This is a genomic window from Granulicatella seriolae (assembly GCF_024543085.1).
Classification (GTDB): Bacteria; Bacillota; Bacilli; order Lactobacillales; family Aerococcaceae; genus Granulicatella; species Granulicatella seriolae.
Window position 1 is genome coordinate 64464 of sequence record NZ_JANHNZ010000008.1, and the last position, 22917, is coordinate 87380.

A 22917-nucleotide genomic window follows, 5' to 3' on the forward strand; every position below is an offset into this window, starting at 1 on the left:
TCATTTGCCAGTCGCTCTTTAAACCACAAAAAAGAGCAACCGAAAAATGACTACATTTCTGGTTGCTCAAATAAAGTGGTCTTGGCCACAATAAGTCAGTGTGAAATATAACCATTTTCTCTCATCTAGACTGTAACTATCGGTTCTGGAATTGCGCCAGATCTGCTGGAAAGCTCGTGGACTATGACCACCGGTAAGGAATTGCACCTTGCCCCGAAAATGTTATTGTTGATGACTGTATTGTAGCACAGTTTTCTACACTTGTCTTTACTTTTAGACTGGCTTTTTCCAAGTCAACTGTGGAAGAGCCTTGCCTTCTTTTTTCCATTCTCTGAATTCTGCACTTGCTGTAAAGAGAACGTCGGTGGAAGAGTTAAGGGCCGTTTCAAATGAATCTTGGATAACGCCGATGATGAAACCAACGCCGACCACCTGCATGGCGATGTCATTGGAAATCCCAAACAAGCTACAAGCCAAGGGAATCAAGAGGAGTGATCCGCCAGCTACACCAGAAGCGCCGCAAGCAGATACTGCCGCCAAAACGCTCAAGATTAAAGCTGTTATAAAATCAACTTGAATCCCTAAAGTAGACACCGTAGCCAAAGTAAGAATGGAAATGGTAACAGCTGCTCCTGCCATATTAATGGTAGCTCCAAGTGGAATAGATACAGAATAGGTATCTTCATCTAGTCCTAGCTCTTCACATAGTTCCATATTAATAGGAATATTAGCGGCAGAACTACGCGTAAAGAAGGCTGTAATTCCACTATCTTTCAAACATTTGAAGACTAAAGGATAGGGATTTTGGCGAATCATGATAAAGGTAATCAGTGGATTGACCACCAACGCAACAAACAGCATACTGCTCACTAAGACAAGGATTAAATTGCCATAATCTAAGAAAATAGTGATACCGCTAGTAGACACAGTATCAAACACAAGTCCGAGAATCCCAATTGGTGCCAAACCAATGACCCAACGAACCACTGTAGAAGAAGCATTTGCCATGGTCTCTAGAAAGTCTTTACTGGCTTGAGGTGCTGAACGTAGTGCTAGTCCAAAAATGATAGCCCATGACAGAATTCCAATGTAATTTGCTGATATAATAGCATTTACGGGGTTATCAACGATATTGGTTAAGAGCGTTTTTAAAACCTGAGCAATGCCTTCTGGAGGAGTGACTTGTGAAGTTGTCTCAACTAATCGGATAGTGGTTGGAAATAGGAAACTTGCCCCTACAGCCACAAGTGAAGCGGCTAAAGTCCCAACAATGTATAAAATGACGATACTTTTGATGTTGCTCTTATGGTTTTCTTGTTTGGTTGCCAAGGCAGACATGACTAAGAAGAAAACCAAAATCGGCGCAATTGCCTTTAGGGCTCCGACAAAAAGGGTACCAAGGATGCTGATTGCTGTCCAAGTTGGAACCGAAACACCTAAAATAGCTCCTCCAATAATACCAATCACAATTTTCTGGATTAAATTGAGCTTATTCCAAGCTGACCACACGTGTTTCATAACAATCCCAACCTTTCTAATAATAATATAATGGTAATCTTAACGAAATCTGAAGTATATGTCAACGGTTTTCCATATGGAAATTACTATTGTATGTTTCTTGTGGACAAGTTATCTGCTGTGTTTTTGAGTGAAGGAAGAGAGCGCTGCTTGGTAGAATCGAGTCTCTAACTCAGCGGTCAGAAATAAAGGCGGTGGCACCGCCGTGAGCCAAGGTCTCACGGTCTTAGCTGTCTACGTGACTGTAAATCGGCTAAAGCCGAAACAGTCACTGTGCGTCAGCTATGCTTTGCACCGTTATGTCTGACTGCTGAGTTAGAGACTCTTTGGTGGTCCGCAGATAAATTTTATTAATTAACTAGTAAAATTAAATAAAAAACAAAAAAAAAACGACATTTTGATACTGTATTTTAGAAATAAAATAACTTTACTTGACATCATATCGAGTAAAGTTATAATAGACAAAAGCCTTTGTGTAAGGGGTGAAAGGCTGAATATTACTTTTTAAAAATGCAACTTGTTTTGTCTGTATAGATGAGCTGAAAACTCTGGGTGGAATTGAAAGGAATTCTCTAATAGAGCTATCTTAAATTTACCTCTGTTTCTTTTTTAAAGATTTTTGTTCAATCTTTAATTTTAGCGACTAGTAACCATAATGAATGGAGAAAATAGGATGAATATAATTGAAGTTAGTTCGGTTTCTAAGGTGTTTGGCAATAAGAAAATAAGTAAGGTTGCAGTCAATGATATGAATTTTTCTGTCAAACAAGGGGATATTGTTGGGCTGATTGGGGTGAATGGGTCTGGTAAGTCTACTCTTATCAAGATGATGTGTGGCATTTTGCATCCTGATTCAGGGGAGGTATTCATTGATGGGATGGATGTTTGGAAAAATAGGAAAGACATTATCAAAAATATAGGGATTGTTTTTGGGCAGAAATCTCAGTTGTGGTACCATTTAACGCCGCAGGAGACTTTTCAGTTTCTAGGCAGTGTATACGATTTGGACAAAGCTGTAGTGGAGGAGCGGATTGACAATCTGATTAAAGCATTCAGCATTGAAGAGTTTGCGGATAGGGCTGTTAGAAAGTTAAGTCTAGGAGAAAAGATGAAATGTGAGATTGTAGCCTCCTTGATTCACAATCCTAAGCTACTCTTTTTGGATGAACCGACTATCGGTTTAGATGTTGTTGCCAAAAAAAACTTGTTATCGGTTATAGCAGATTACAACCAACAATTCCATCAAACGGTTATCTTGACGACTCATGACATTGCTGACGTGGAAAAGTTGTGCAATCGGGTCGTTATGATTCACAATGGTGGACTGCTTTATGATGGCACGACTCAAGAGTTGCTAAGAAGGTTTGAATCCATTGTAACAATAGGGATAACTTTGGAAGAGGACTTAGAAGCTCTTCCATTAAAGGCTTTGACTCAAAAGAAGATCGATAAATACACTCATGAGTTAGTCATTGACACCAAAGATATTTCCTTAGAAACTGTTTTTGAGGAATTACAGGAGTACGGGTTAGTTAATTTCAATAAGAAATATTTGAGCCTATCGGAGATTGCCGAAAGGGTATTTAAGGTGGGGACTATAGATGTCGACTAATAAATATGTGAATATGGTTTTGATTGGCTTAAAAGAGCAATTAGTTTATGCCAAAGCTATTGTTTTTCGAGAGATTATGATGGGGATTATCATGGTGGTTTTCATTAATCTCTGGTCTTTGGTGTATGAAAACCAAGCGACTATCAATGGCGTGACCTTTCATCAAGTCATCTTCTATTTACTGGTAACCGAAGCTTATTTTATGGCGCGATCTATGGTTTCCTATAAGATTTCTGATGAAATCAAAAGTGGTTCTATCGCTTATTCTTTAGCCAGACCTTTTGATTTGCAAGTCTATTATTTTTTGGTGTCAGTTGGAGATTTTTTGTTTAAATTTCTGACCAACTTGTTGTTTGGCTTTCTTCTTTTAATGCTTTTTGGTATCCAGATGAATGTGACTTTGGCAGATGTCCTTTTATTCTCCATAGCATTGGTTTTCGGGTACAGCATCGATTATTGTATTCAGTTTTTGATTGGTGTCATTAGTTTTGTCGAGGAAGAGATTTCAGGTTATATTTTCATTTATGAAAAATTACTTTTTGTGTTTGGCGGTATTATATTTCCGGTTGCTTTACTTGAGAGAAGTGTGCAGCAGTTATTTTATTTTTCGCCATTTCTATATGTTATCGGCTTTCCTGCACAGATTATTACCCATGAAACGGACCATATCGTGCTGATGTTTGGGATACAGCTTGTTGTGTTGGGGATATTAATGGTGTCATCTACCATCTTATTTCATAAATTTAAGAAAAGGGTAGTTGTGAATGGAGGCTAATATGTTTTATTGGAAACTATTTTTAATGAACTTAAAAAGTAACTATACCTATAAGAAAAACTTTTGGATTCAGACAGGGATGATGTTCATCAACAATCTATTCTTCTTGATCTATTGGCTATTTTTCTTTTCCCTTTTCAAATCAGATACCTTTCAACTGGGAGATATTTTTTATATTTATTCAGTTGTCTACACCGGATTTGGCTTAACTCAACTGTTTTTTGGAAATCTTACTAATATTTCAGATATTATCAGCTCTGGTAAACTGGACTACTATCTAACTAAACCTAAAAACCCACTTCTTCACTTGCTTATCTCCAAATCGTCTACGGTGGCATTTGGTGACATTATCTATGGCTTGATGGCCTTTGTACTAGTCATGATGAGAGATTTCAATGTACTGGCAATACCAATCTGGCTTGGCGTATGTATTCTGGTGGCTATTATCATTGCATCCTACTATATTATTTTAGGTTCATTCGCCTTTATACTGGGAAATTCGAAAAGTGTGTCGGATATCGGCGGTAATGCCTTGATTATGTTTGCGGCCTATCCTCAGATAAAGATTTCCTTTTGGATGCGTGTCACGCTTTCGACCCTTATTCCTTCTATTATTATCAGTTTGTACCCTCTTAACGTTCTAAAAAATGCAAATGTGATAGATGGTTTGTATTTACTAGGGTTTGCAGTTCTTATTTCTACTGTTGCCTATGCGTTTTTTATGTATGGACTGACTCGGTATGAGTCGTCTAATTCGTTTAATCAGAATATGTAGGTAAAAAGTCCAAATGGTAACCAAATAAAACAGTTCCCCAGAAATCTATCCGAAATAACGGTGCAAAGCATAGCTGACGCACAGTGGATGTTTCGGCTTCAGCCGATTACAGCCACGTAGACAGCTAAGCCAGTGAGACCTAGGCTCACGGCGGTGCCACCGTTCCTATTTCTGATAGATTTCTGGGGAACTGTTTTATGAATTAGAATGCTTTTATTTTATTATGGACTCTTTGCACTAACTACAATAGGTTAAGAAACATACTAATCTACACAATAAAAAACCTCCGACAAGCTGTCGGAGGAAAAAAGGATAGAATTAATGACTTGGGAGGGTTATTAATTCTTATTTGGGATTGACTAAAGTATAGCCCCATTTTTTGAAGAAATTATGAAGATTTCATGTAAAGTTAACAATTATTTCTTTTTAGAGTTGTGAATATATCTTTATCTAGTAATGGAAAACCATAGCGACTTATTTAAACTCGCTCATACGAATGCGTTCAAAGTCTAATGACTCCTTAAATAATTGGACCAGTCCAGCAACATTTTGCTCCCCTAAGAATTCCATATATTGCCCGCGCCATTCTTTTTTAATGACAATCGGACTATTTAGGAACTTCATACTGAGGTACATCAAAATCATTCTTCCTGTACGCCCATTGCCATCAGAAAATGGATGAATGCGTTCAAATTGGATATGCGATTCTGCTAATGCGTCGAGCATATCGGCATCATTAGTGGAAGTCTCTAGACGATAATTGGTATTGTCAACCCATTGAGCCATCAACAGTGGTGTTTCAGCTGGCGTTGCAGTTTCGAATTCAGCTCCTCTAATCGCATTTTGTTGTGTTTTAAAGTGTCCATTATCGTGCTGTAAGCGGTCCGTTAATAGGGCATGAATTTTTTTTGTTTCTGTTAAATTTAGTGATTCTCTCTGTAATAAGAGGTCTTCAATATATGCAAAAGTTTGTTTGTGGTTTTCTATTTCGAAGAATTCACGAATACTTTTGCCTTGACTGGGTAGTGTGCCCTCTAGAATAATCGAAACAGTTTGTGGTAAAGAAATCGTATTGCCTTCAATGGCACTGGAATGGTAGGCCATGCGAACAAGTATATCGTCTAAGTAGTCTTGGGAAACCTTCATATGCAACCCCTCACTTTCGTTTGCCTCTATTATACAATACCTTTTTGATGAAACATAAGGCATTCTTAGTTATTTTTAAACTATTGCCACTGTAGATGTTGAGTTGCAGCCTTGATTAGTTTAAAACCTTATGTTCAAACCAACTCACTTATGATAAGCATGCCCATGATTTATCCGAAAACTCCGATAGATTTGCTCCACCAATACCAAGCGCATCAATTGATGAGGCAGGGTCATACGCCCAAAGGATAGGCTTTGGTTGGCGCGCTTGTTAACGGCCTTGCTCAAGCCTAGTGAGCCACCGATGACAAAGGTCACGGCACTTTTTCCACCAGAAGCTAATTGGTCCATCTCTTCTGCTAGCTCTTCGGATGACAGGCTTTGTCCTTCAATGGCTAGTTCGATGACATACTCAGTTTCTTTAATTTTAGCTAAAATGCGTTCACCCTCTTTGAACTTAACCAATTCCATTTCCTTAAAGCTCAAGTTCTCTGGCGCTTTCTCGTCAGCGACTTCAATTAGTTCGATTTTGCAGTAGGAACCGAGGCGTTTTGTGTATTCTTCAATCCCCATTTTTAGGTATTTTTCTTTTAATTTTCCGACACTGACAATCTTGATATGCATTCCGCATCCCCTTAACAAATTTTTATCCAAATCTTTACTTTCGTGGTACAATAGCAATACATATTTGAAATCAGGCTAATTCAAAAGCTTTGCTTTCACTTATTATAACGTATAGAATTAGTGTCTTGCCACAGAATCGTGTCAAGACCGTAGAACTATCTGGAGGGGTACTTCATGCTTGACAAATTATTTGCAAAATCGGTTCAACTCCGACTTGTTGTTTCATTTGCTGCTCTGATTTTTTCGGGGTCGCTGCTTTTATCACTGCCCATTTCTCAACTGGCCACTAGTCAGGCGACTTATTTTGATCATTTATTTACATCTGTTTCCATGGTCTGTGTAACCGGCTTATCAACAACTGCTGTTTCTGACACCTATACCCACTTCGGGCAAATTATCTGTATGATTCTGATGCAGCTAGGTGGCTTGGGGCTTATGAGTTTGGTGGCTTTTATTGTTTACAACTTCGGCAGGCGCATCTCGTTTGTTGACCAAATGACCTTGCAAGAGGGGCTTAACCGTGATGATGCTAGTAACTTCAAAGATTTCTTATTTAGTATTTTCCGCTATACCTTTAGCGTGGAACTAATTGCTACGGCTATTTTTTCCATTCGTTTTGTGCCCCTTTTAGGTTGGAAGCAAGGGATATTCAGCTCCTTATTTTTAGCAATTTCGGCTTTTTGTAATGCAGGTTTTGATAATTTTGGTTCAAGTAGCCTTCAAAATTATGCACATGACCCACTGGTTGTTTTAACAGTGGCAGGATTGATTATTTTAGGTGGTCTAGGCTTTTCTGTTTGGTTTGATATACGTAGAAACTTTCAGGAATTCCGTAAGAGTAAAGGGACTAATAATCGCCGACCATTTTACAAGAGACTTAGTTATCATACCCGAGTTGTTTTAACGACAACGGCAGGTATTCTGCTGATGGGGACCATTTCGACCTTGGCGACAGAGTTTAGGAATGTGGGGACGATTGGCAATTTTACTTTTATGGACAAGATTATGACTAGTTTTTTCCAAAGTGTGACCATGAGAACGGCTGGTTTTGCAACGATAGATTACACCAAAGCCAATCCTATTTCTCTTTTGATTTACTGCGTTCAAATGTTTATCGGTGGTTCCCCAGGTGGTACGGCGGGTGGGATTAAGACAACCACATTTTTAATTGTGATGGTCTTTCTTCTTTCGGTCATCCGTGGGCATCGCTATTCTAATTTTAAATCACGCACATTCTCACTTGATTTGATTCGAAAGAGTTTGGTGGTCTTCGTCCTATTTGTTTCAACCTTTATCCTTGGTTTGGCCTTCTTGACTATTACGGATCCGCAAGTACCATTCTTACATCTGACCTTTGAAAGTATGTCAGCTCTGGGAACGGTCGGTGTTTCCGCCAACTTGACGCCACATTTGACCAGATACGGGCAAACCATCTTGATGATGCTCATGTTTATCGGGCGCTTGGGACCATTAACTCTGCTCATCGGCCTGTCAAGGCAAGACAAAAAACATCGAAACCTCCATTTGGCAGAAGCTCAAATTTTGGTTGGTTAAGGTCACGATATTGAATAATTATTATAGAAGAAAGAAGGAACAAGAATGGCAAAACGTACAATTGGAATACTAGGACTAGGGATTTTTGGTTCTACTATTGCGAAAACTCTTAGCCAATATGACTGCGATGTCATCGCGATTGATAAAGGTGAGGAGAATGTAAACCGTCTAGAACCCTATGTCACTAAGGGGGTTGTGGGGGATATTACCGATGATGAACAATTAGAAGCTGCTGGAATTGCTAGCTGCGATGTGGTCATAGTAGCAACTGGGTCCAGCCTAGAAGCCAGTGTTTTGGCTATCCTACACTGCAAAAAAATGGGCATTCCAGAAATTATTGCTAAGGCGAAGAGTCGTGTCGCTAATGAAATTCTGGTGCAAATGGGTGCTAATAAAGTGATTTCGCCTGAAAAAGAAACTGGAATTCGAGTGGCTAAAAATATCCTACACCGCAAAATTTCAGACGTTATCAAATTAGACAACAACATCTCACTAATTGAGTTTTATCCACCAAAAAAATGGGTTGGAAAAACCTTACAAGAACTTGACTTGCGTAACAAATATGATATGAACTTACTGGGTTACCGTATGGCACCACATGAAAAACTAAATATTCAGTTCACAGCTGATTACCGCTTCACACCTGACGAATTATTAGTTGCCCTAACGGAATCAGAAGTCTTTGAACGTGAGGACTATTTGAATGAGTTGGGAGACTAGAGGTAAAAATAAAAATCATTCTAAATCATAAAAGAGTTCCCCAGAAATCTATCCGAAATGGGAACGGTGGCACCGCCGTGAGCCAAAGTCTCACTGGCTTAGCTGTCTACGTGGCTGTAAATCGGCACAAGCCAACATCCACTGTGCGTCAGCTATGCTATACACCGTTCTATAAGGATAAATTTCTGGGGAACTCTTTGGCTTATTGGTAAAATGGATTTCTACCCGCTTGTTTACATAAAAAACTTACACCATTTCCTAACAATATTTCTTAACGAATACAGAAAAATACGGTATAATAAACATAATTAAAACGCTTACCGAGTTCATAAAATCGAAATCATGAACGAGATAGCGCTAATACAAGGTATAAATCACGTGAGGAGGTAATCTTTTGGAAATGAATCACTTAGACCAAGAAGTTGCAACAAAGGAGAAGACTTCTGCTACAAAAAAGAGGCATATTGGCATCACGGACACGGTTCTTAGAGACGCTCACCAGAGTTTAATGGCGACTCGGATGACCATTGAGGACATGATTCCCATATTGCCAACCTTAGACCAAATCGGCTTCGACTCGCTCGAATGTTGGGGTGGGGCAACCTTTGATGCCTGCATTCGCTTCTTGAACGAAGACCCATGGGAAAGATTGCGAACGATTAAACGTCTAGCCCCAAACACCCCATTGCAAATGCTGCTGCGAGGTCAAAACCTGCTAGGCTATCGCCATTATGCGGATGATGTAGTCGAAAAGTTTGTGCAAGAATCAGCAGATAACGGGATTGATATCTTCCGAGTTTTTGATGCCCTCAATGACCCGCGCAATCTGCAAACCGCCCTAAAAGCAGTCAAAAAAGCTGGTAAGGAAGCGCAGATGGCTATTTGTTATACCATCAGTGATGTGCATACGCTAGACTACTATGAAGACTTGGCAGTAACTCTAAAAGATATGGGAGCAGACTCTATTTGTATCAAGGATATGGCTGGTATTTTGACCCCACATGTCTGCCGCCAGTTGGTTTCTCGTCTCAAAGAGGCCACCCAATTACCAGTTATTGTGCACACGCATTGCACTAGCGGGATTGCCCTTTTAACCTATCAAGCTGCTATCGAAGCCGGTGCAGACCGAGTTGACACCGCACTTTCCCCATTCAGTGAAGGGACCAGTCAACCATCAACCGAGTCGTTAGTACTAGCTCTACAAGAGGAAGGCTACGATATTCCGCTTGATTTAGCTAAACTGGAAGAGGCGGCTAACTATTTCAGAAAGATCAAAGATAAGTACCTGGCAAATGGGCTCCTTGACCCTAAGATGCTGACACCAGACCCTCGAGCGCTGATCTATCAAGTTCCAGGGGGGATGTTGTCCAACATGTACTCACAACTCAAGCAGGCCAAGGCTACGGATAAGTATGAAGAAGTTCTGCAAGAAGTGCCAAAAGTCCGTGCTGACTTAGGATTTCCACCACTTGTGACGCCACTTAGCCAGATGGTCGGTACCCAAGCTGCTATGAATGTCTTGACCGGCCAGCGTTATAAGATGGTGTCCAATGAAGTCAAAGCCTATCTAGTTGGTGAGTATGGCAAATCACCTGTACCAATTGACCCAGGTTTTAGGCAGGAGATTGTTGGTGATGCTGAGGTAATCCATTGTCGTCCAGCCGACTTAATCGAGGCGGAGTTTGACCATTTGAAAGCTGATTTAGGTGATTTGGCAAAGAGTGATGAGGATGTCTTAATCTATGCACTCTTCCCACAGGTTGGTAAAACCTATCTAGAGGGCAAATACCAAGCAGCACCACCAGAAGAAGTCGCACCAACGCAAGGACCAATAAAAGTTTACGCCTACACCAGAAAAGGATAGAGGGGAAGTCTTATGAATCAAACAATGATAGATGCTTTTCAAGTGACAATAGTTGCCATGGTGCTGGTATTCTTTGTGCTATTCTGCCTCATGTTACTCATGCAAGGAGTAGCAAAGATCATAGGCAACAAGCAAGAAACCCAAACAGTAAAACCAGCTGTAACCCAGGCTATAACCCAATCAACATCTGCCCCCAACAATGACTTGGCTAGGGTAGCTGTTTTAACTGCCCTCGCACATGCCGCCAATGAAGAGAGCGGCAAACACTACCAAGTCGTCGACGTGAAACGCCTAGCCTAGACAAAAAGGAGAAGAAAAGATGAAAACATATGAAATCACCGTAGATGGTCAAGTCTATCAAGTTACTCTAAAAGAAATTGATGCCAGTCAAGCGCCAACTCAAGCAGCGCCAGCTCCAAGTCAAGCGCCGGCAGCACAGCCAGTTAGTGCCGCACCAAGTTCAGGAGCTAGCAATGTAGAAATCCTAGCCCCAATGGCAGGAAACATCTTATCTATCGCTGTCAAGGTAGGCGACCAAGTCAAAAAAGGCGACCTACTACTCGTCTTAGAAGCTATGAAGATGGAAAATGAAATTCTAGCGCCGCAAGACGGTCAAGTTGCACAAATACTCATTAGCGAAAAAAATAGTGTGGAATCCGGACAAGTTCTACTCACACTTTAGGGAGGGAAAGTAACCATGAATGATATAATTCGACAACTGATTGACTCATCAGGTTTTGCTAACCTAACCGTGAACAATGTGATTATGGTTGTTTTGGCCTGTTTTTTCCTCTACTTAGGTATCAAAAAGCAATATGAACCTTATCTCATGGTTCCGATTGCCTTTGGAATACTCTTAGTGAACCTGCCCCTTGCAGGATTGATGGCAGAACCGGCTGGTGGTAGCCCTGGTGGCTTACTACATTATTTGTACCAAGGAACGAATTTAGGGATTTATCCTCCATTAATCTTCCTTTGTTTAGGCGCTTCAACAGATTTTGGACCGTTGATTGCTAATCCTAAAACCATTTTACTGGGTGGAGCAGCACAATTTGGTATCTTTGCGGCCTTTTTCTTGGCAACAGCTTTGGGAATGACAGAACCAGAAGCGGGAGCTATTGGAATTATTGGTGGAGCAGACGGACCGACAGCCATTTTTGTTACAACCCGTTTGGCGCCACATCTCTTATCCGCTATCGCCTTAGCAGCCTATTCATATATGGCGCTAGTACCGATTATTCAGCCGCCGATTATTCGTCTTTTGACGACTGAAAAAGAGCGCAAGGTAGTGATGACCCAGTCTAGAAATGTTTCTCAAACGGAAAAGATTATTTTCCCTATCATGACGACCATCTTTATCGCTTTAGTGGTACCAAGTGCCACGACCTTAGTGGGCTGTCTCATGTTGGGTAACCTGATTCGTGAGATAAAGATTGTTCCAAAACTCACCGAAACGTTACAAAATGCTATGATGTATACCGTCACCATTTTACTAGGGATTACGGTAGGAGCTAAGGCAGATGGCGATCTGTTCTTGTCGCCAACGACCTTGAAGATTATTGTGTTAGGTTTGCTTGCTTTTGCTATTGGAACTGCCTCAGGTGTCATCTTTGGGAAAATTATGTACCGCTTAAGTGGTGGGAAAGTTAACCCAATGATCGGTGCCGCAGGGGTTTCAGCCGTTCCAATGGCAGCCCGCGTGGTACAAAAAGAAGGTCAAAAAGAAGACCCAGGTAACTTCCTACTCATGCACGCCATGGGACCAAACGTTGCCGGAGTTATCGGTTCTGCCATCGCAGCTGGTGTGCTCCTAGCCTTCTTTGCCTGATAAAAGAATTAGAAAAACTTAACTAAAGGACGGTTATTCATGAAAAGATTAGATTCAGCCAAAGCACCACAAGCAGTCGGACCTTATTCACAAGCCCTTGTAACAGGCGACTTAGTTTTCCTATCCGGACAAGTCGGCATCGACCGCCAAACCGGTCAGCTACAAAATGGATTAGAGGAGCAAACCCACCAAGTCTTTCGTAATATTTCCTATGTGTTGGAAGAAGAGGGCTTGACCTTGAAAGACGTGGTTAAAACATTAGTACTGCTTAGTGATATTCAAGATTATGCAACTGTTAATGGCATTTATGCCCAGTATTTTGAGGAACCATATCCAGCCCGCAGTGCCTTTGCGGTGGCAGCTCTGCCATTAGGGGCTAAGGTGGAGATAGAGGTTGTGGCTAGGATAGCTCGGTAAAATTTGAAATGTAAGAAGTAAGTGCCAAAAACTTGGTGGCTGCTTCTTTTTTTACGGATGTAATAGTTGAAAATATGTATTTTGAGAGGGGTTAGATAGAAATTCAGTTGTGTGGAAATGTCGGATAATTGCCTCAGATGGAAAAACCACAATAGATATCACTATAATTTCCACCCTAAGTCTGTGGAGTTTCCAAGGAGAATCATGTATACTGAATCTACAGCTACGAAGACTTAACCGCGCCATTTGACGTGGGAGAGCTAAAAATACATGAAATTGAGGAACTTGAATGAAATTTAAAAAACCATACCTTATCGCCATTTTATTGACAGCCCTAGCGTTTTTTTTAGTCATCAAATATTGGGACCCAGCCATGGCACTGGTCATAGCCGTTTTGGGAGCCATTAGCCCCTTAATCATTGGTGGTGTTATTGCTTACATCGTCAACATTTTGATGACTGCTTACGAAAAGCTCTATACCAAATGGATTAAAGCTCCTGCCTTGCTAAAATTCAAGCGCCCGATTAGTCTGGTGCTAGCTTTTATCAGTTTTGTCTTGTTTTTATTTCTCTTTTTAGCCCTAATTATTCCAGAATTAGTCCGAAGTGTTCAAACCTTATTGAGCATTGACCCTAAAGCTATCGTCGATTCCTTTAGTTGGCTACAAAATAATGAACTTTTCGGTCAATACTACGAACGAATCGCTTCGAGTATTTCTATAGACCAAACGGAGATGCAAAAACGTGCAGTAGAGGCCTTCCAACAAGTTCTAACTGGTGTTGGTGGCGTTATGACCACCTTGGTGACAACCCTTACATCCGTTTTTTCAACAGTCGTCACCCTAATTATTAGTGTCGTTTTCTCCATTTATATCCTATCCAGCAAAGAAACTCTAGGCAGACAAATCAAAACATTGCTAACGACCTATGTGCCATCCTTGTATTCAGGCATTAAATACGTAACGGATATCGTCAACGACAGCTTTAGAAATTTCTTTATTGGTCAATTGCTAGAAGCTATCATTGTCGGAGTGCTCTGTTACATTGGAATGCTTATTTTCAAGTTTCCATTTTCCGCTACGGTCAGCGTTCTAGTCGGATTTTCAGCCCTAATCCCAATGGCCGGAGCCTATATTGGTGCTATTTTAGGGGCATTGATGATTCTGACAACTTCACCAATTCAAGCCTTGCTATTCTTAGTCTACATTACTATCCTCCAACAAATGGAAGGGAATATTGTTTACCCAAGAGTGGTCGGTAATTCTATTGGCCTGCCAGGAATCTGGGTATTAGCCGCTGTCACAATCGGTGGTTCGCTCTACGGAATCGTGGGTATGCTCCTATCCGTACCGCTAGCCGCAGCCCTATACAAACTCCTACGAAATGATGTCGCTAAGCGCAAGGATAAGGGTGAGGAAGTGGTTGTGGAGGATGTGACTGATACAACGGCTACAAGTTAAAAACTACTTATAGGAGTTTTTAACGAGAATGTTAAACGGATAGCCCCTCTGTCAAAAATATTCAATTGGATATTTAGGGCTGAGGGGCTATCCGTTTTTATATTATTTTCCTGACTTTTCCACTTGTAGAAAAAAATAAGTCGACAAACACTTACAACCACAAGGGTTACAAGAAATATTATCAATTAATACTTGTATATATAGTGGTTTTGCATATAAATTTACTTTTTTTGATGAAAAAGCTAATTTATCATATGAGTTTTGATAAATTTATCCAAGAAGATACAAGTGTTTATCAAATTTAGATGCATAAAATTATTATTTTTATTTGAGAAAACAGACTAATTTAGACTGAATACTATGCAAAAATATTGAAAATGAAATGAATTTCTCATTGGTGACATTAAAAACTTGAAAAAGCTGTATATATACTCCTAAAAAAATAAAAACACCACTGAAACCCTTTAGTAACAAGAAGTTTGGTGGCTAACAAAGATATTGATTTCAATGGCTTTTTAACTTTCCGAATATAGATTAATGTTTGTGATTTAAACCTTGTACTAGTTTTAATCAGACAAAAATATACTGTTTAGTCATAGAATCACCCAGATTTTTAATTTGTTGTTTGATTATATGGTATCGTTCAGATGAACTTTTAGGAAGTACATATTTAGTTGAACGTCCCTTGCCTACAATTTCTATATACTTTTTACTTTGTAAAAGCTTCAAGCTTTCTCTAAATTTGTATTCTGTCATCAAGTTGTTTTCAATAATATCATTTTTGCTAATGCTTCCATTTTCGGTTATATATTTAAGTATTACTTTCTCATCTTTTGTTACGTCTCGGTATGAAGATAGTAAATCAAGCTTCCAGATGGTTATGATTGTGCTATCAAAAGTAGTTGAGACTTCGGGGATTTTGAGTTTATATTTCTCTGACACATCAAAGATCTTTGGTCCCCCAGAACCTGCTTTTTCTGACATCCCAATTCTCCTGAACAGTGATGAAATTGTACTATTTCGCGTTTTTGATGTACCACCATGTATAAATTCAGGGATGGAAATTTTCATTTTCCCAGGATTCTTAAATTCATAAAAATCATTGTATGCAGTGATGACAATAGGTGAATCAAAATCATAGTAAGCGTGCATTAAACAGTTAACCAAGGCTTCACGTATGGATTCTGATAGGTCTTTTTTAAACGGTAAACGATAGGCTGACTCAGTATTGAGTTCAAACCTGTCATTTGTTGTTGCTGTTAATTTCTTATATGTTAGATTGAAAAAATCAAACATATTCAAATCAGGATACATCATATCCCCTGTTGAAACTCTATCATTCCAGCGAGTAGAAAGTGAGTTATCCTTTTCAAAGTAGTCTAATTGAAATTTAGGGTATCTAGAAATTATGGAATTATATTTTCCAAAAAATAGTAACCCGCCTGCGGTTAACTTATAAGTCCCGTATGTTCTATCCTTTTTAAATACGCCAACTTCGATTAAAAAATTTCTAAGGGACATAGTACTATATTTAGTATTACCCGTAAGTTCAATTAGTAGATTCTTGTAATAATTTACGGTCTCTATATTTAAGTCAGTTTCATCAAAGTTATTAAGTAGTTCACTATCAATATCATCATGAGAATTATTCATAAGATATTTTAATTCTTCTTTATCAAGTCGGACATCCCCTTCTCCTAATCATTTATATGATTCTCTATAGTCATTTTTTAGATGAACAGGTTTTTGATCTGAATTTGCTTCTCTTATAGTGATAACAATAAGTTTCTTCTCTTTATTTGGAATATCAATGTATTCAATATCATTGTCAGTGAGTAAATTACAGCTGACTTTTTGTTTGTTTGCAACTAAAGCAAATAAGTTATCTCGAATTTTCTGAGGGTTATTTACACCTTGATATGGGTCATCATTCTTTTCATCAATTCCTAAAATAACTTTCCCACCATTGGTATTTGCAAAAGCAGAATATGTCTCCCAGAAAGAATCAGGTAGTGCATTTTTTGCTTTTTTATATTCTAAATCGTTCCCTTCAATTTTTAATTCCACACCTCTTACTCCTAACTTTAAAAAATTAATTTGTAGGGTATCACGCGAAAATCACGCGAAAATTTTATTGAACAAATCTCAATTTTGACTGATTTTATAGTATTCTTAAGAGGTCACTTTTGAAATCATATCGAAAATCACGCGAAAGTCACGCGATTATGTTTCCAACCAGTCAGTCCAATCGTCAAAGGCCGTATTATTGTATAGTTCAATCAGTCGTTGTCTAACAAGTTGAATAGCGTCACTGATTCATACCATTCATGGAATTGTGAAAAAGACATGTCCACTGTTGTTTGGCTATCTGAAAGGTATTTATCAAGAAACCGAGTAGATGATTTGAGTCATAACTAATCTCTATATCTGTTGAGGATGAATCCTTAAGCAGGCGGTCATGCTCTTGTTTAATTTATAGCTTGATTTTATTTTTAAAAAGGTCTGATATGTCACCAATAAGATCATACGAAGCATAGATATAGTTAGCCAAGTAATCAGAAAGCTCTTTGATTTTAGTATCATCAAATCCTTCTTGCTGGCTTAGGTAAGTTTGAGCTACCTTTCTAGAGGGATTAAGTTATTTCCTCTTACGTATGTGTTAATAGTTGATTTTTTAAGGCCAAGACGATTTCCAAAATTAATAAAAGATAAATCTAACTCATTTTTGACCAATAGCCTTTTTATCTGGCTTAAGTCATTCAAACATGGGTTACCTCTCAAAACATTATAACATAAGAGTTTATGGCATCGTACATTTTTACAAAAAACACGTGTCACCGTGTATAGTTTCGTATATTAGTATTACCTGGTTTATTAAAATTTCTAAGCGACTCACTCCGAAAGTAAGTCGCTTAATGGATAGACCATCTTTTTCAAAGGAATTGTATAATTATGCTAATATGTATATTCCTAAGGGCAAACAAAAAAAGATAGCCTAAACCTCTTCCAATGCTTGCGCACCGAGGTTTACCTATCTTATGGGTTTGGCACCCATGGGCATTGAGGGGTTCGAACCCCCGACCCGCTGATTAAGAGTCAGCTGCTCTACCAACTGAGCTAAATGCCCCAACTTTTTTCATGGATACAAGGGTCATTATACGCCTGTAGAGTTTAGAAATCAAGAAGATTTTTTAAAAGAGACTTTCTTTGTGTAAACTTGGGTCTTAAAATAGACGAAGCTACTTCCCAATAGAGGCCGACATCTAAGTTTAGGAAAAAATCATTGGGTAATGTAACTATTTCCAAAAGTCTAAAATGAGTTTGCAGCTCATTTCCAATAGGTGAGCTGGAGGATCGACTCATAAAAAGCAGCCGGAACCAAGACGAACTTGTCTTGGCACCGGCAGCTTTTTAACTACCTATTGTTATTTATCAGGGCTATTTTTCATTTCGTTCAGTAAATATTTGCTGTAGAGTTGGCCGGCAACAGTGATAGATGTCGCACGAATCAAGTCCAAAGCTGGGTTGATGCGAAATTCAAAAACAAGTCTTTCTTCTGGGTCATCAATCAAGTTTTTCACACGCGTAAAAATATACTCAATCTCATCCGCAAAGGTGTTGTAGCAAGTTTCGACATCATACTTAGCGGTTAACACTTCGATGGCATCCTTAATATCATTAATCTGGATGACATTTTTGAACAAGGTGATAATCGTTAGCATAGCTAGGTGGTCGCGGTCATAACGTTTGTTAGTAGGTTTAGGGATGATGCCCATTTTTACATAATTGTTGACCATGGCAGAAGTTAGTATAGAACTATTGAAGTCTGTTTGGTAGAACTCCAAAGTTGCATTAACTGAAGAGACTAACTGTTCCATATAAATTTCAAAGTTAGGTAATTCGTCCCACCTTGGGATGTGGAAAGGTTTTTTATTTGTATTAGCTGCTTCTGACATATGGCTCTCCTTTTAAATAAGATTAGTAAAACGACTAAGACGTACCTATATAGTAGTGGAAATTGCTTCAAAACACAACGAAAATCTACCGTGACAAGAAAGTGTCACTTTTTTCTAAAAATTCAATACCAGTACAAAGAAAAAAGAGCCGAAGCCCTTTGTCTGTAATAAAATAAAATACCGTACCAATTTAGAATACTACGGAGTTTTTTCCTCTAAAAACGGTTCGACATGAATATCGATGAAAGGGATGGAGAAGGCATTACGCAATTCAGTTTCAATCTCTTCAGTAACGGCATGGCTCTTCAATACGGTAAGATTTGGGTCCATAAGCACGGTTAGATCCATGTAAACATTTGATCCATAACGGCGTGCCTTTATCTCGCCAATCTCCTTTACTTCTTCATGTGCCATGATGAGCGGGCGATAGTCTTCCAACTCCTTCTGGTCAAAGCCGTCTGTTAGGGCGAAGGTACTCTCTTTAAAAATGTCAAAGGCAGTTTTTAAGATAATTAGGCCGACAACAATGGCCATAACCGCGTCCAGCCACCCCAAACCAAGTGAGGCCGCAAAAATAGCAATAGCAGTCGCAAAACTGGTCAAAGCATCACTAAGATTGTCCTTAGCCGCAGCTTTCAACCCCAATGAATGTAGCCGAGTTGCTAAACGATTGTTGTAGATATAGACACACGACATGACAACGCCAGCCAGTGCTGCTGTAATAGCGGTAATCCAAGAGGGCGTGGGCATACTACCTTCAAGAATGTTAGTAACACTTGAACGCAGTACCTCAATCCCGATAAAAAACATGATAAATGATGTGGCCAAACTGGCAACTTGTTCAAATTTCCAGTGACCATAGGGGTGATTGGCATCAACGGGTTTTTGTGAGATACGAAGACCAACCAAAACTAAAACGGAGGAGATAACATCCGTCACGTTGTTGAGCCCATCCGCTACCAAGGCAGCCGATAAGAATAAGTGCCCAATAACCACCTTAGCTAAGGACACAACGATATAAGCAACAATACTAACAATAGCACCACGTTCAGCTTGTTTTAAGTTTGTTGTACTAACTTCACTCATGAAAAAGACTCCTTTATAAACAGGTAGAATTAAGTCTATTCATTATACTGGAAAAAAATTTTTTTGTAAAAATGAATTTAATTATTGCTTTAGTCATAAAGTGATGATATACTAATTATCAGTTAAATATTAAACTTATACTATTGGAGGAAGCCACATGTCAAACTTTACTGATTTACAAGAAAAACGTCGTACTATTTATGCTTTAGGAAAAAACGTAAACTTATCTAACCAAGAGCTAGTAACTATTATAGAAGAAGCTATTAAAAATTCACCATCTGCTTTCAACTCACAATCTAGCCGAGCTCTTATCTTATTTGGTCAAGAATCAGAAGATTTCTGGAATGTCTTAACAGCTAACGAGTTAGAAAAAGTGACCCCAGCAGAAGCCTTTGAAAATACAAAAGCTAAATTAGCTAGCTTCGCAGCAGGCGTTGGAACCATTCTTTTCTTTGAAGACCAAGATGTCGTTAAGGTTCTACAAGAAAACTATGCCTTATACGCTGATAACTTCCCAACCTGGTCTGAACAAGCTCACGGAATCGCACTTTACTCAACGTGGATGGCTTTGGCAGAAGTAGGCGTTGGCGCAAGCGTGCAACACTACAACCCACTAGTTGACCAAGAGTTAGCTGTGAAATACGACCTCCCAACCAACTGGAAGTTGCGTGCACAAGTACCATTCGGCTCCATCGAAGCTCCAGCTGGCGAAAAGACCTTCATGAATGACGAAGATCGTTTTAAAGTATTCGGAAACTAATCATAAATAAAATTGACTGCAGAAATCAGAAAATGGTTTCTGCAGTTTTTTTGTTTGTGTAGTCGACCCTCCAGAGGAATTGTCGGAAATGAGAACGGTAGCACCGCCGAAAGCCTGGGTCTCCCGGCTTAGCTACCTAAGTGGCTGTAAGGGGCTAAAGCCGAACATCCACTGTACTTCAGCTATGCCTTACACCGTTATTTCCGGCAATTCCGCTGGAGACTCTTATTTGTGTTTTGGACGGATTTTATTGAAAAGATGGTAAAAGTGATCTGGCTTTTTGTAATGTGACGTTTGAATGAAGCAGAAAACTTATTGATGACGAATTATGAGAAAAGGAGCTCGAAATAGAGTAATTACTGGGAGTAGAGAGCATCTACTCCCAGTAAACGAGTCAAAAACGGTTCCTTTTCTCATAATTCAATTAATATCGAGTCAATTCTTCTAACAGAGTTAGAGTTTATTCATATAGACCTGAGTTTTCTACTAAATACTCAAAAAACGGTGCAACTCATTGTCTTTTAGAAAGAGAGTATTTTGTTACACAAGTACTGCCTAACAAGCACCATTTTCACTATATGTTACATTTTCTAACACCAAACGTTATTTAATGATTGACTTTTTATTTTCTTCTCACTAAAATACGACTATAGTTTTTCATATCACAGCAAAGGAGATGGGCGGTTCATGAGTGAAAAAGAATTACGACGGTCTTTGTCGGTCTTTCCGATTGGGACAGTCATGAAGTTAACGGATTTAACTGCTCGTCAGATTCGCTATTATGAGGAACAGCAACTCATCCGACCGGAACGCACCGATACCAACAGGCGCATGTATTCCTTGAATGACGTAGACCATTTGTTGGAAATCAAGGACTACCTCAGCGAAGGACTTAGTATCATGGCGATTCAGAAGATTTTTGAGAGACAGAGTAAGGCATTGCAACAAAAAGATGGGCAACTGGCTGGCCTCACCGATGAAGATGTTAGACGTATTTTCTACAGTGAAATCATGCATATCAGTGGTCTGTCTGGCAACGACCGTTTATTCTAACCTATAAATAAAAACTAGTTAAGAAAAGGGGAAACAAACATGGCAACAATCACTCGTCAAGATATTTTACAAGAAGTTGAGGACAAAGACGTCCGCTACCTACGCCTAATGTTCACGGACATCTTAGGCACCATCAAAAATGTTGAGGTACCTATTAGCCAATTGGGAAAAGTACTGGACAACAAGATGATGTTCGATGGTTCTTCTATAGAAGGTTTTGTTCGTATCGAAGAAAGCGACATGTACCTTTACCCAGACCTATCCACTTGGTTAGTCTTCCCATGGGGCGGCGAAAATGGGAAAATTGCCCGCCTAATCTGTGATGTCTTTATGCCAGACGGCTCACCATTCCTAGGCGATCCAAGAAACAACTTAATCCGCATCTTAGACGAAATGAAAGAGTTAGGCTTCTCTAAGTTTAACTTAGGACCAGAACCAGAATTCTTCCTTTTCAAACTAGATGAAAATGGCGAACCAACCATGGACCTTAACGACAACGGAGGCTACTTTGACCTAGCACCAACAGACCTAGGAGAAAACTGCCGCCGAGATATCGTTCTAGAATTAGAAAAATTAGGCTTTGAAATTGAAGCATCTCACCATGAAGTAGCGCCAGGACAACATGAGATTGACTGGAAATACGCAGATGCTATTGAAGCCTGTGACAATATTCAAACCTTTAAACTAGTGGTCAAAACCATTGCCCGCAAACACGGACTACATGCAACCTTCATGCCAAAACCAGTATTTGGCATCAACGGATCAGGTATGCATTTCAACTTGTCCCTTTTCACAGAAGATGGAGAAAATGCCTTCTTCGATGAAAATGCACCAATGCAATTAAGCGAAACGTGTCGTTATTTCCTAACTGGAGTTTTAGACCACGCCAAAGCGCTGACTGCTGTATGTAACCCAACTGTTAACTCTTATAAACGTTTGGTACCAGGCTATGAAGCGCCAGTTTACATTGCTTGGTCTGGACGTAACCGTTCGCCATTAATCCGTATTCCTGAGTCACGTGGCATGTCTACCCGTATCGAGCTCCGTAGCGTGGACCCATCAGCTAACCCATACCTAGCTATGGCAGCGATTTTGAGTGCAGGTCTTGAAGGGATTCGTAAGAAATCTGTGGCGCCAGCACCGGTTGACCGCAATATCTATACCATGACAGCTGCGGAACGTAAGGCGGCTGGTATTGATGACCTGCCAAGTAGCTTGTCTCGTGCGGTTTCTTATCTATCCGAAGATGAAACTATCAAGGAATCACTAGGTAAACACATCTATGCCAACTTTATCGAAGCCAAGAAATTTGAGTGGGCTGCCTACCGTAGTCAAGTTACCGAGTGGGAATTAGATCAATACCTAAAATTATATTAATGCAACATCGTTAGACTAGAGCTGCTGGAAGAGGTTGGGTGACCGACTCTTTCAGCTTTTTTGTGCTTACTGAGAATAGAGTCTCCAGGTCCACGCTCGCAAATAATGACGGTGGCACCGCCGGGAAGCCAAGGTCTTCCGGCTTAGCTGTCTACGTGACTGTAAATCGGCTAAAGCCAAAACAGTCACTGTGTGTCAGCTATGCTTTACACCGTTATTATTTGCGAGCGTGGACCTGGAGACTCTTTGTGCTTATACATATATTTACTAACTAAAACTTGAAACATCAAAAAGCGTGTCTAACCCTTGATATACCTAACTTTTACGCCATAAAAATAGCATGAACCTCTCCAACTTGGTAAAATAGAGTTGTTCAAAAACCATCTACCAAGG

General features: G+C 39.6%; 21 protein-coding genes, 1 tRNA gene, 1 pseudogene and 1 riboswitch. Of the genes and pseudogenes, 14 read left to right on the forward strand and 9 right to left on the reverse strand.

All coding sequences use genetic code 11. The features are described from left to right. Positions 1-109 precede the first annotated feature (109 nt). A riboswitch (FMN riboswitch) is annotated at positions 110-225 on the reverse strand. A 48-nt stretch (positions 226-273) separates the two neighbouring features. Beyond that, positions 274-1518, reverse strand: coding sequence for a serine/threonine transporter SstT (gene sstT, locus NPA36_RS07990; RefSeq protein WP_256945599.1), 1245 nt, complete (start codon positions 1516-1518; stop codon positions 274-276). Between the two features lie 673 nt (positions 1519-2191). Here sstT and NPA36_RS07995 point away from each other — a divergent pair. From NPA36_RS07995 to NPA36_RS08005, 3 genes are read left to right on the forward strand one after another with little or no spacing between them, the layout of a single operon-like run. Next, on the forward strand, positions 2192-3130 hold the full coding sequence (locus NPA36_RS07995; RefSeq protein WP_256945600.1) for an ABC transporter ATP-binding protein: 939 nt from the start codon (positions 2192-2194) through the stop codon (positions 3128-3130). Further along, positions 3120-3905, forward strand: a complete 786-nt coding sequence (locus NPA36_RS08000) for an ABC transporter permease (protein WP_256945601.1) — start codon at positions 3120-3122, stop codon at positions 3903-3905. The genes NPA36_RS07995 and NPA36_RS08000 overlap by 11 nt, the downstream gene beginning before the upstream one ends. A 1-nt stretch (position 3906) precedes the next feature. After that, entirely contained in the window at positions 3907-4680 is a 774-nt protein-coding gene (locus NPA36_RS08005) for an ABC-2 family transporter protein (RefSeq protein ID WP_256945602.1), read from the forward strand. Between the two features lie 474 nt (positions 4681-5154). Here the strand turns inward: NPA36_RS08005 and NPA36_RS08010 are convergent, their stop codons facing one another. Further along, complete coding sequence (locus NPA36_RS08010) at positions 5155-5826, reverse strand: Fic family protein (protein ID WP_256945603.1); 672 nt, start codon at positions 5824-5826, stop codon at positions 5155-5157. A 144-nt stretch (positions 5827-5970) separates the two neighbouring features. After that, complete coding sequence (gene rlmH / locus NPA36_RS08015; protein ID WP_256945604.1) at positions 5971-6450, reverse strand: 23S rRNA (pseudouridine(1915)-N(3))-methyltransferase RlmH; 480 nt, start codon at positions 6448-6450, stop codon at positions 5971-5973. 174 nt (positions 6451-6624) lie between these two features. Between rlmH and NPA36_RS08020 the strand changes: the two genes are divergently transcribed. From NPA36_RS08020 to NPA36_RS08055, 8 genes are all read left to right on the forward strand, one after another. Next, the gene (locus tag NPA36_RS08020; protein ID WP_256945605.1) at positions 6625-8004 is read left to right on the forward strand and encodes a TrkH family potassium uptake protein; all 1380 of its coding nucleotides are present in this window, start codon (positions 6625-6627) and stop codon (positions 8002-8004) included. Between the two features lie 45 nt (positions 8005-8049). Then, the gene (locus NPA36_RS08025; protein WP_256945606.1) at positions 8050-8724 is read left to right on the forward strand and encodes a potassium channel family protein; all 675 of its coding nucleotides are present in this window, start codon (positions 8050-8052) and stop codon (positions 8722-8724) included. Positions 8725-9124: 400 nt separating this feature from the next. Next, positions 9125-10588 carry an oxaloacetate decarboxylase subunit alpha gene (locus tag NPA36_RS08030; protein WP_256945623.1) on the forward strand — a complete coding sequence of 488 codons (1464 nt, stop codon included), beginning with the start codon at positions 9125-9127 and terminating at the stop codon, positions 10586-10588. Positions 10589-10600: 12 nt separating this feature from the next. Next, complete coding sequence (locus NPA36_RS08035; protein ID WP_256945607.1) at positions 10601-10888, forward strand: OadG family protein; 288 nt, start codon at positions 10601-10603, stop codon at positions 10886-10888. A gap of 19 nt (positions 10889-10907) precedes the next feature. Next, a complete protein-coding gene (locus tag NPA36_RS08040) occupies positions 10908-11270 on the forward strand; it encodes a biotin/lipoyl-containing protein (protein WP_256945608.1) in 363 nt (120 codons plus the stop codon). Between the two features lie 15 nt (positions 11271-11285). After that, the gene (locus NPA36_RS08045) at positions 11286-12416 is read left to right on the forward strand and encodes a sodium ion-translocating decarboxylase subunit beta (protein ID WP_256945609.1); all 1131 of its coding nucleotides are present in this window, start codon (positions 11286-11288) and stop codon (positions 12414-12416) included. A gap of 39 nt (positions 12417-12455) precedes the next feature. After that, the gene (locus tag NPA36_RS08050) at positions 12456-12833 is read left to right on the forward strand and encodes a Rid family detoxifying hydrolase (RefSeq protein ID WP_256945610.1); all 378 of its coding nucleotides are present in this window, start codon (positions 12456-12458) and stop codon (positions 12831-12833) included. A gap of 289 nt (positions 12834-13122) precedes the next feature. Continuing rightward, positions 13123-14292 (forward strand): AI-2E family transporter, encoded by a 1170-nt coding sequence (locus tag NPA36_RS08055; protein ID WP_256945611.1) that lies wholly within the window; start codon positions 13123-13125, stop codon positions 14290-14292. Positions 14293-14862: 570 nt separating this feature from the next. Here the strand turns inward: NPA36_RS08055 and NPA36_RS08060 are convergent. From NPA36_RS08060 to NPA36_RS08085, 6 genes and pseudogenes are all read right to left on the reverse strand, one after another. After that, complete coding sequence (locus NPA36_RS08060) at positions 14863-15945, reverse strand: ATP-binding protein (RefSeq protein WP_256945612.1); 1083 nt, start codon at positions 15943-15945, stop codon at positions 14863-14865. A 48-nt stretch (positions 15946-15993) separates the two neighbouring features. Further along, a complete protein-coding gene (locus NPA36_RS08065; RefSeq protein WP_256945613.1) occupies positions 15994-16359 on the reverse strand; it encodes an AlbA family DNA-binding domain-containing protein in 366 nt (121 codons plus the stop codon). A 156-nt stretch (positions 16360-16515) separates the two neighbouring features. Beyond that, positions 16516-17026: pseudogene (locus NPA36_RS08070) on the reverse strand (hypothetical protein). Between the two features lie 320 nt (positions 17027-17346). After that, positions 17347-17419: transfer RNA gene (locus NPA36_RS08075), tRNA-Lys, on the reverse strand. A 298-nt stretch (positions 17420-17717) separates the two neighbouring features. After that, the gene (locus NPA36_RS08080) at positions 17718-18248 is read right to left on the reverse strand and encodes a DUF1836 domain-containing protein (protein ID WP_256945614.1); all 531 of its coding nucleotides are present in this window, start codon (positions 18246-18248) and stop codon (positions 17718-17720) included. A 198-nt stretch (positions 18249-18446) separates the two neighbouring features. Beyond that, on the reverse strand, positions 18447-19334 hold the full coding sequence (locus NPA36_RS08085) for a cation diffusion facilitator family transporter (RefSeq protein WP_256945615.1): 888 nt from the start codon (positions 19332-19334) through the stop codon (positions 18447-18449). 157 nt (positions 19335-19491) lie between these two features. Between NPA36_RS08085 and NPA36_RS08090 the strand changes: the two genes are divergently transcribed. The 3 genes from NPA36_RS08090 to glnA all read left to right on the forward strand — a co-directional run bounded on the left by NPA36_RS08090 (position 19492) and on the right by glnA (position 22524). Next, entirely contained in the window at positions 19492-20094 is a 603-nt protein-coding gene (locus NPA36_RS08090) for a nitroreductase family protein (protein ID WP_256945616.1), read from the forward strand. 687 nt (positions 20095-20781) lie between these two features. Further along, the gene (locus NPA36_RS08095; RefSeq protein ID WP_256945617.1) at positions 20782-21147 is read left to right on the forward strand and encodes a MerR family transcriptional regulator; all 366 of its coding nucleotides are present in this window, start codon (positions 20782-20784) and stop codon (positions 21145-21147) included. 39 nt (positions 21148-21186) lie between these two features. Further along, positions 21187-22524 carry a type I glutamate--ammonia ligase gene (glnA, locus tag NPA36_RS08100; protein WP_256945618.1) on the forward strand — a complete coding sequence of 446 codons (1338 nt, stop codon included), beginning with the start codon at positions 21187-21189 and terminating at the stop codon, positions 22522-22524. Positions 22525-22917: the final 393 nt, after the last annotated feature.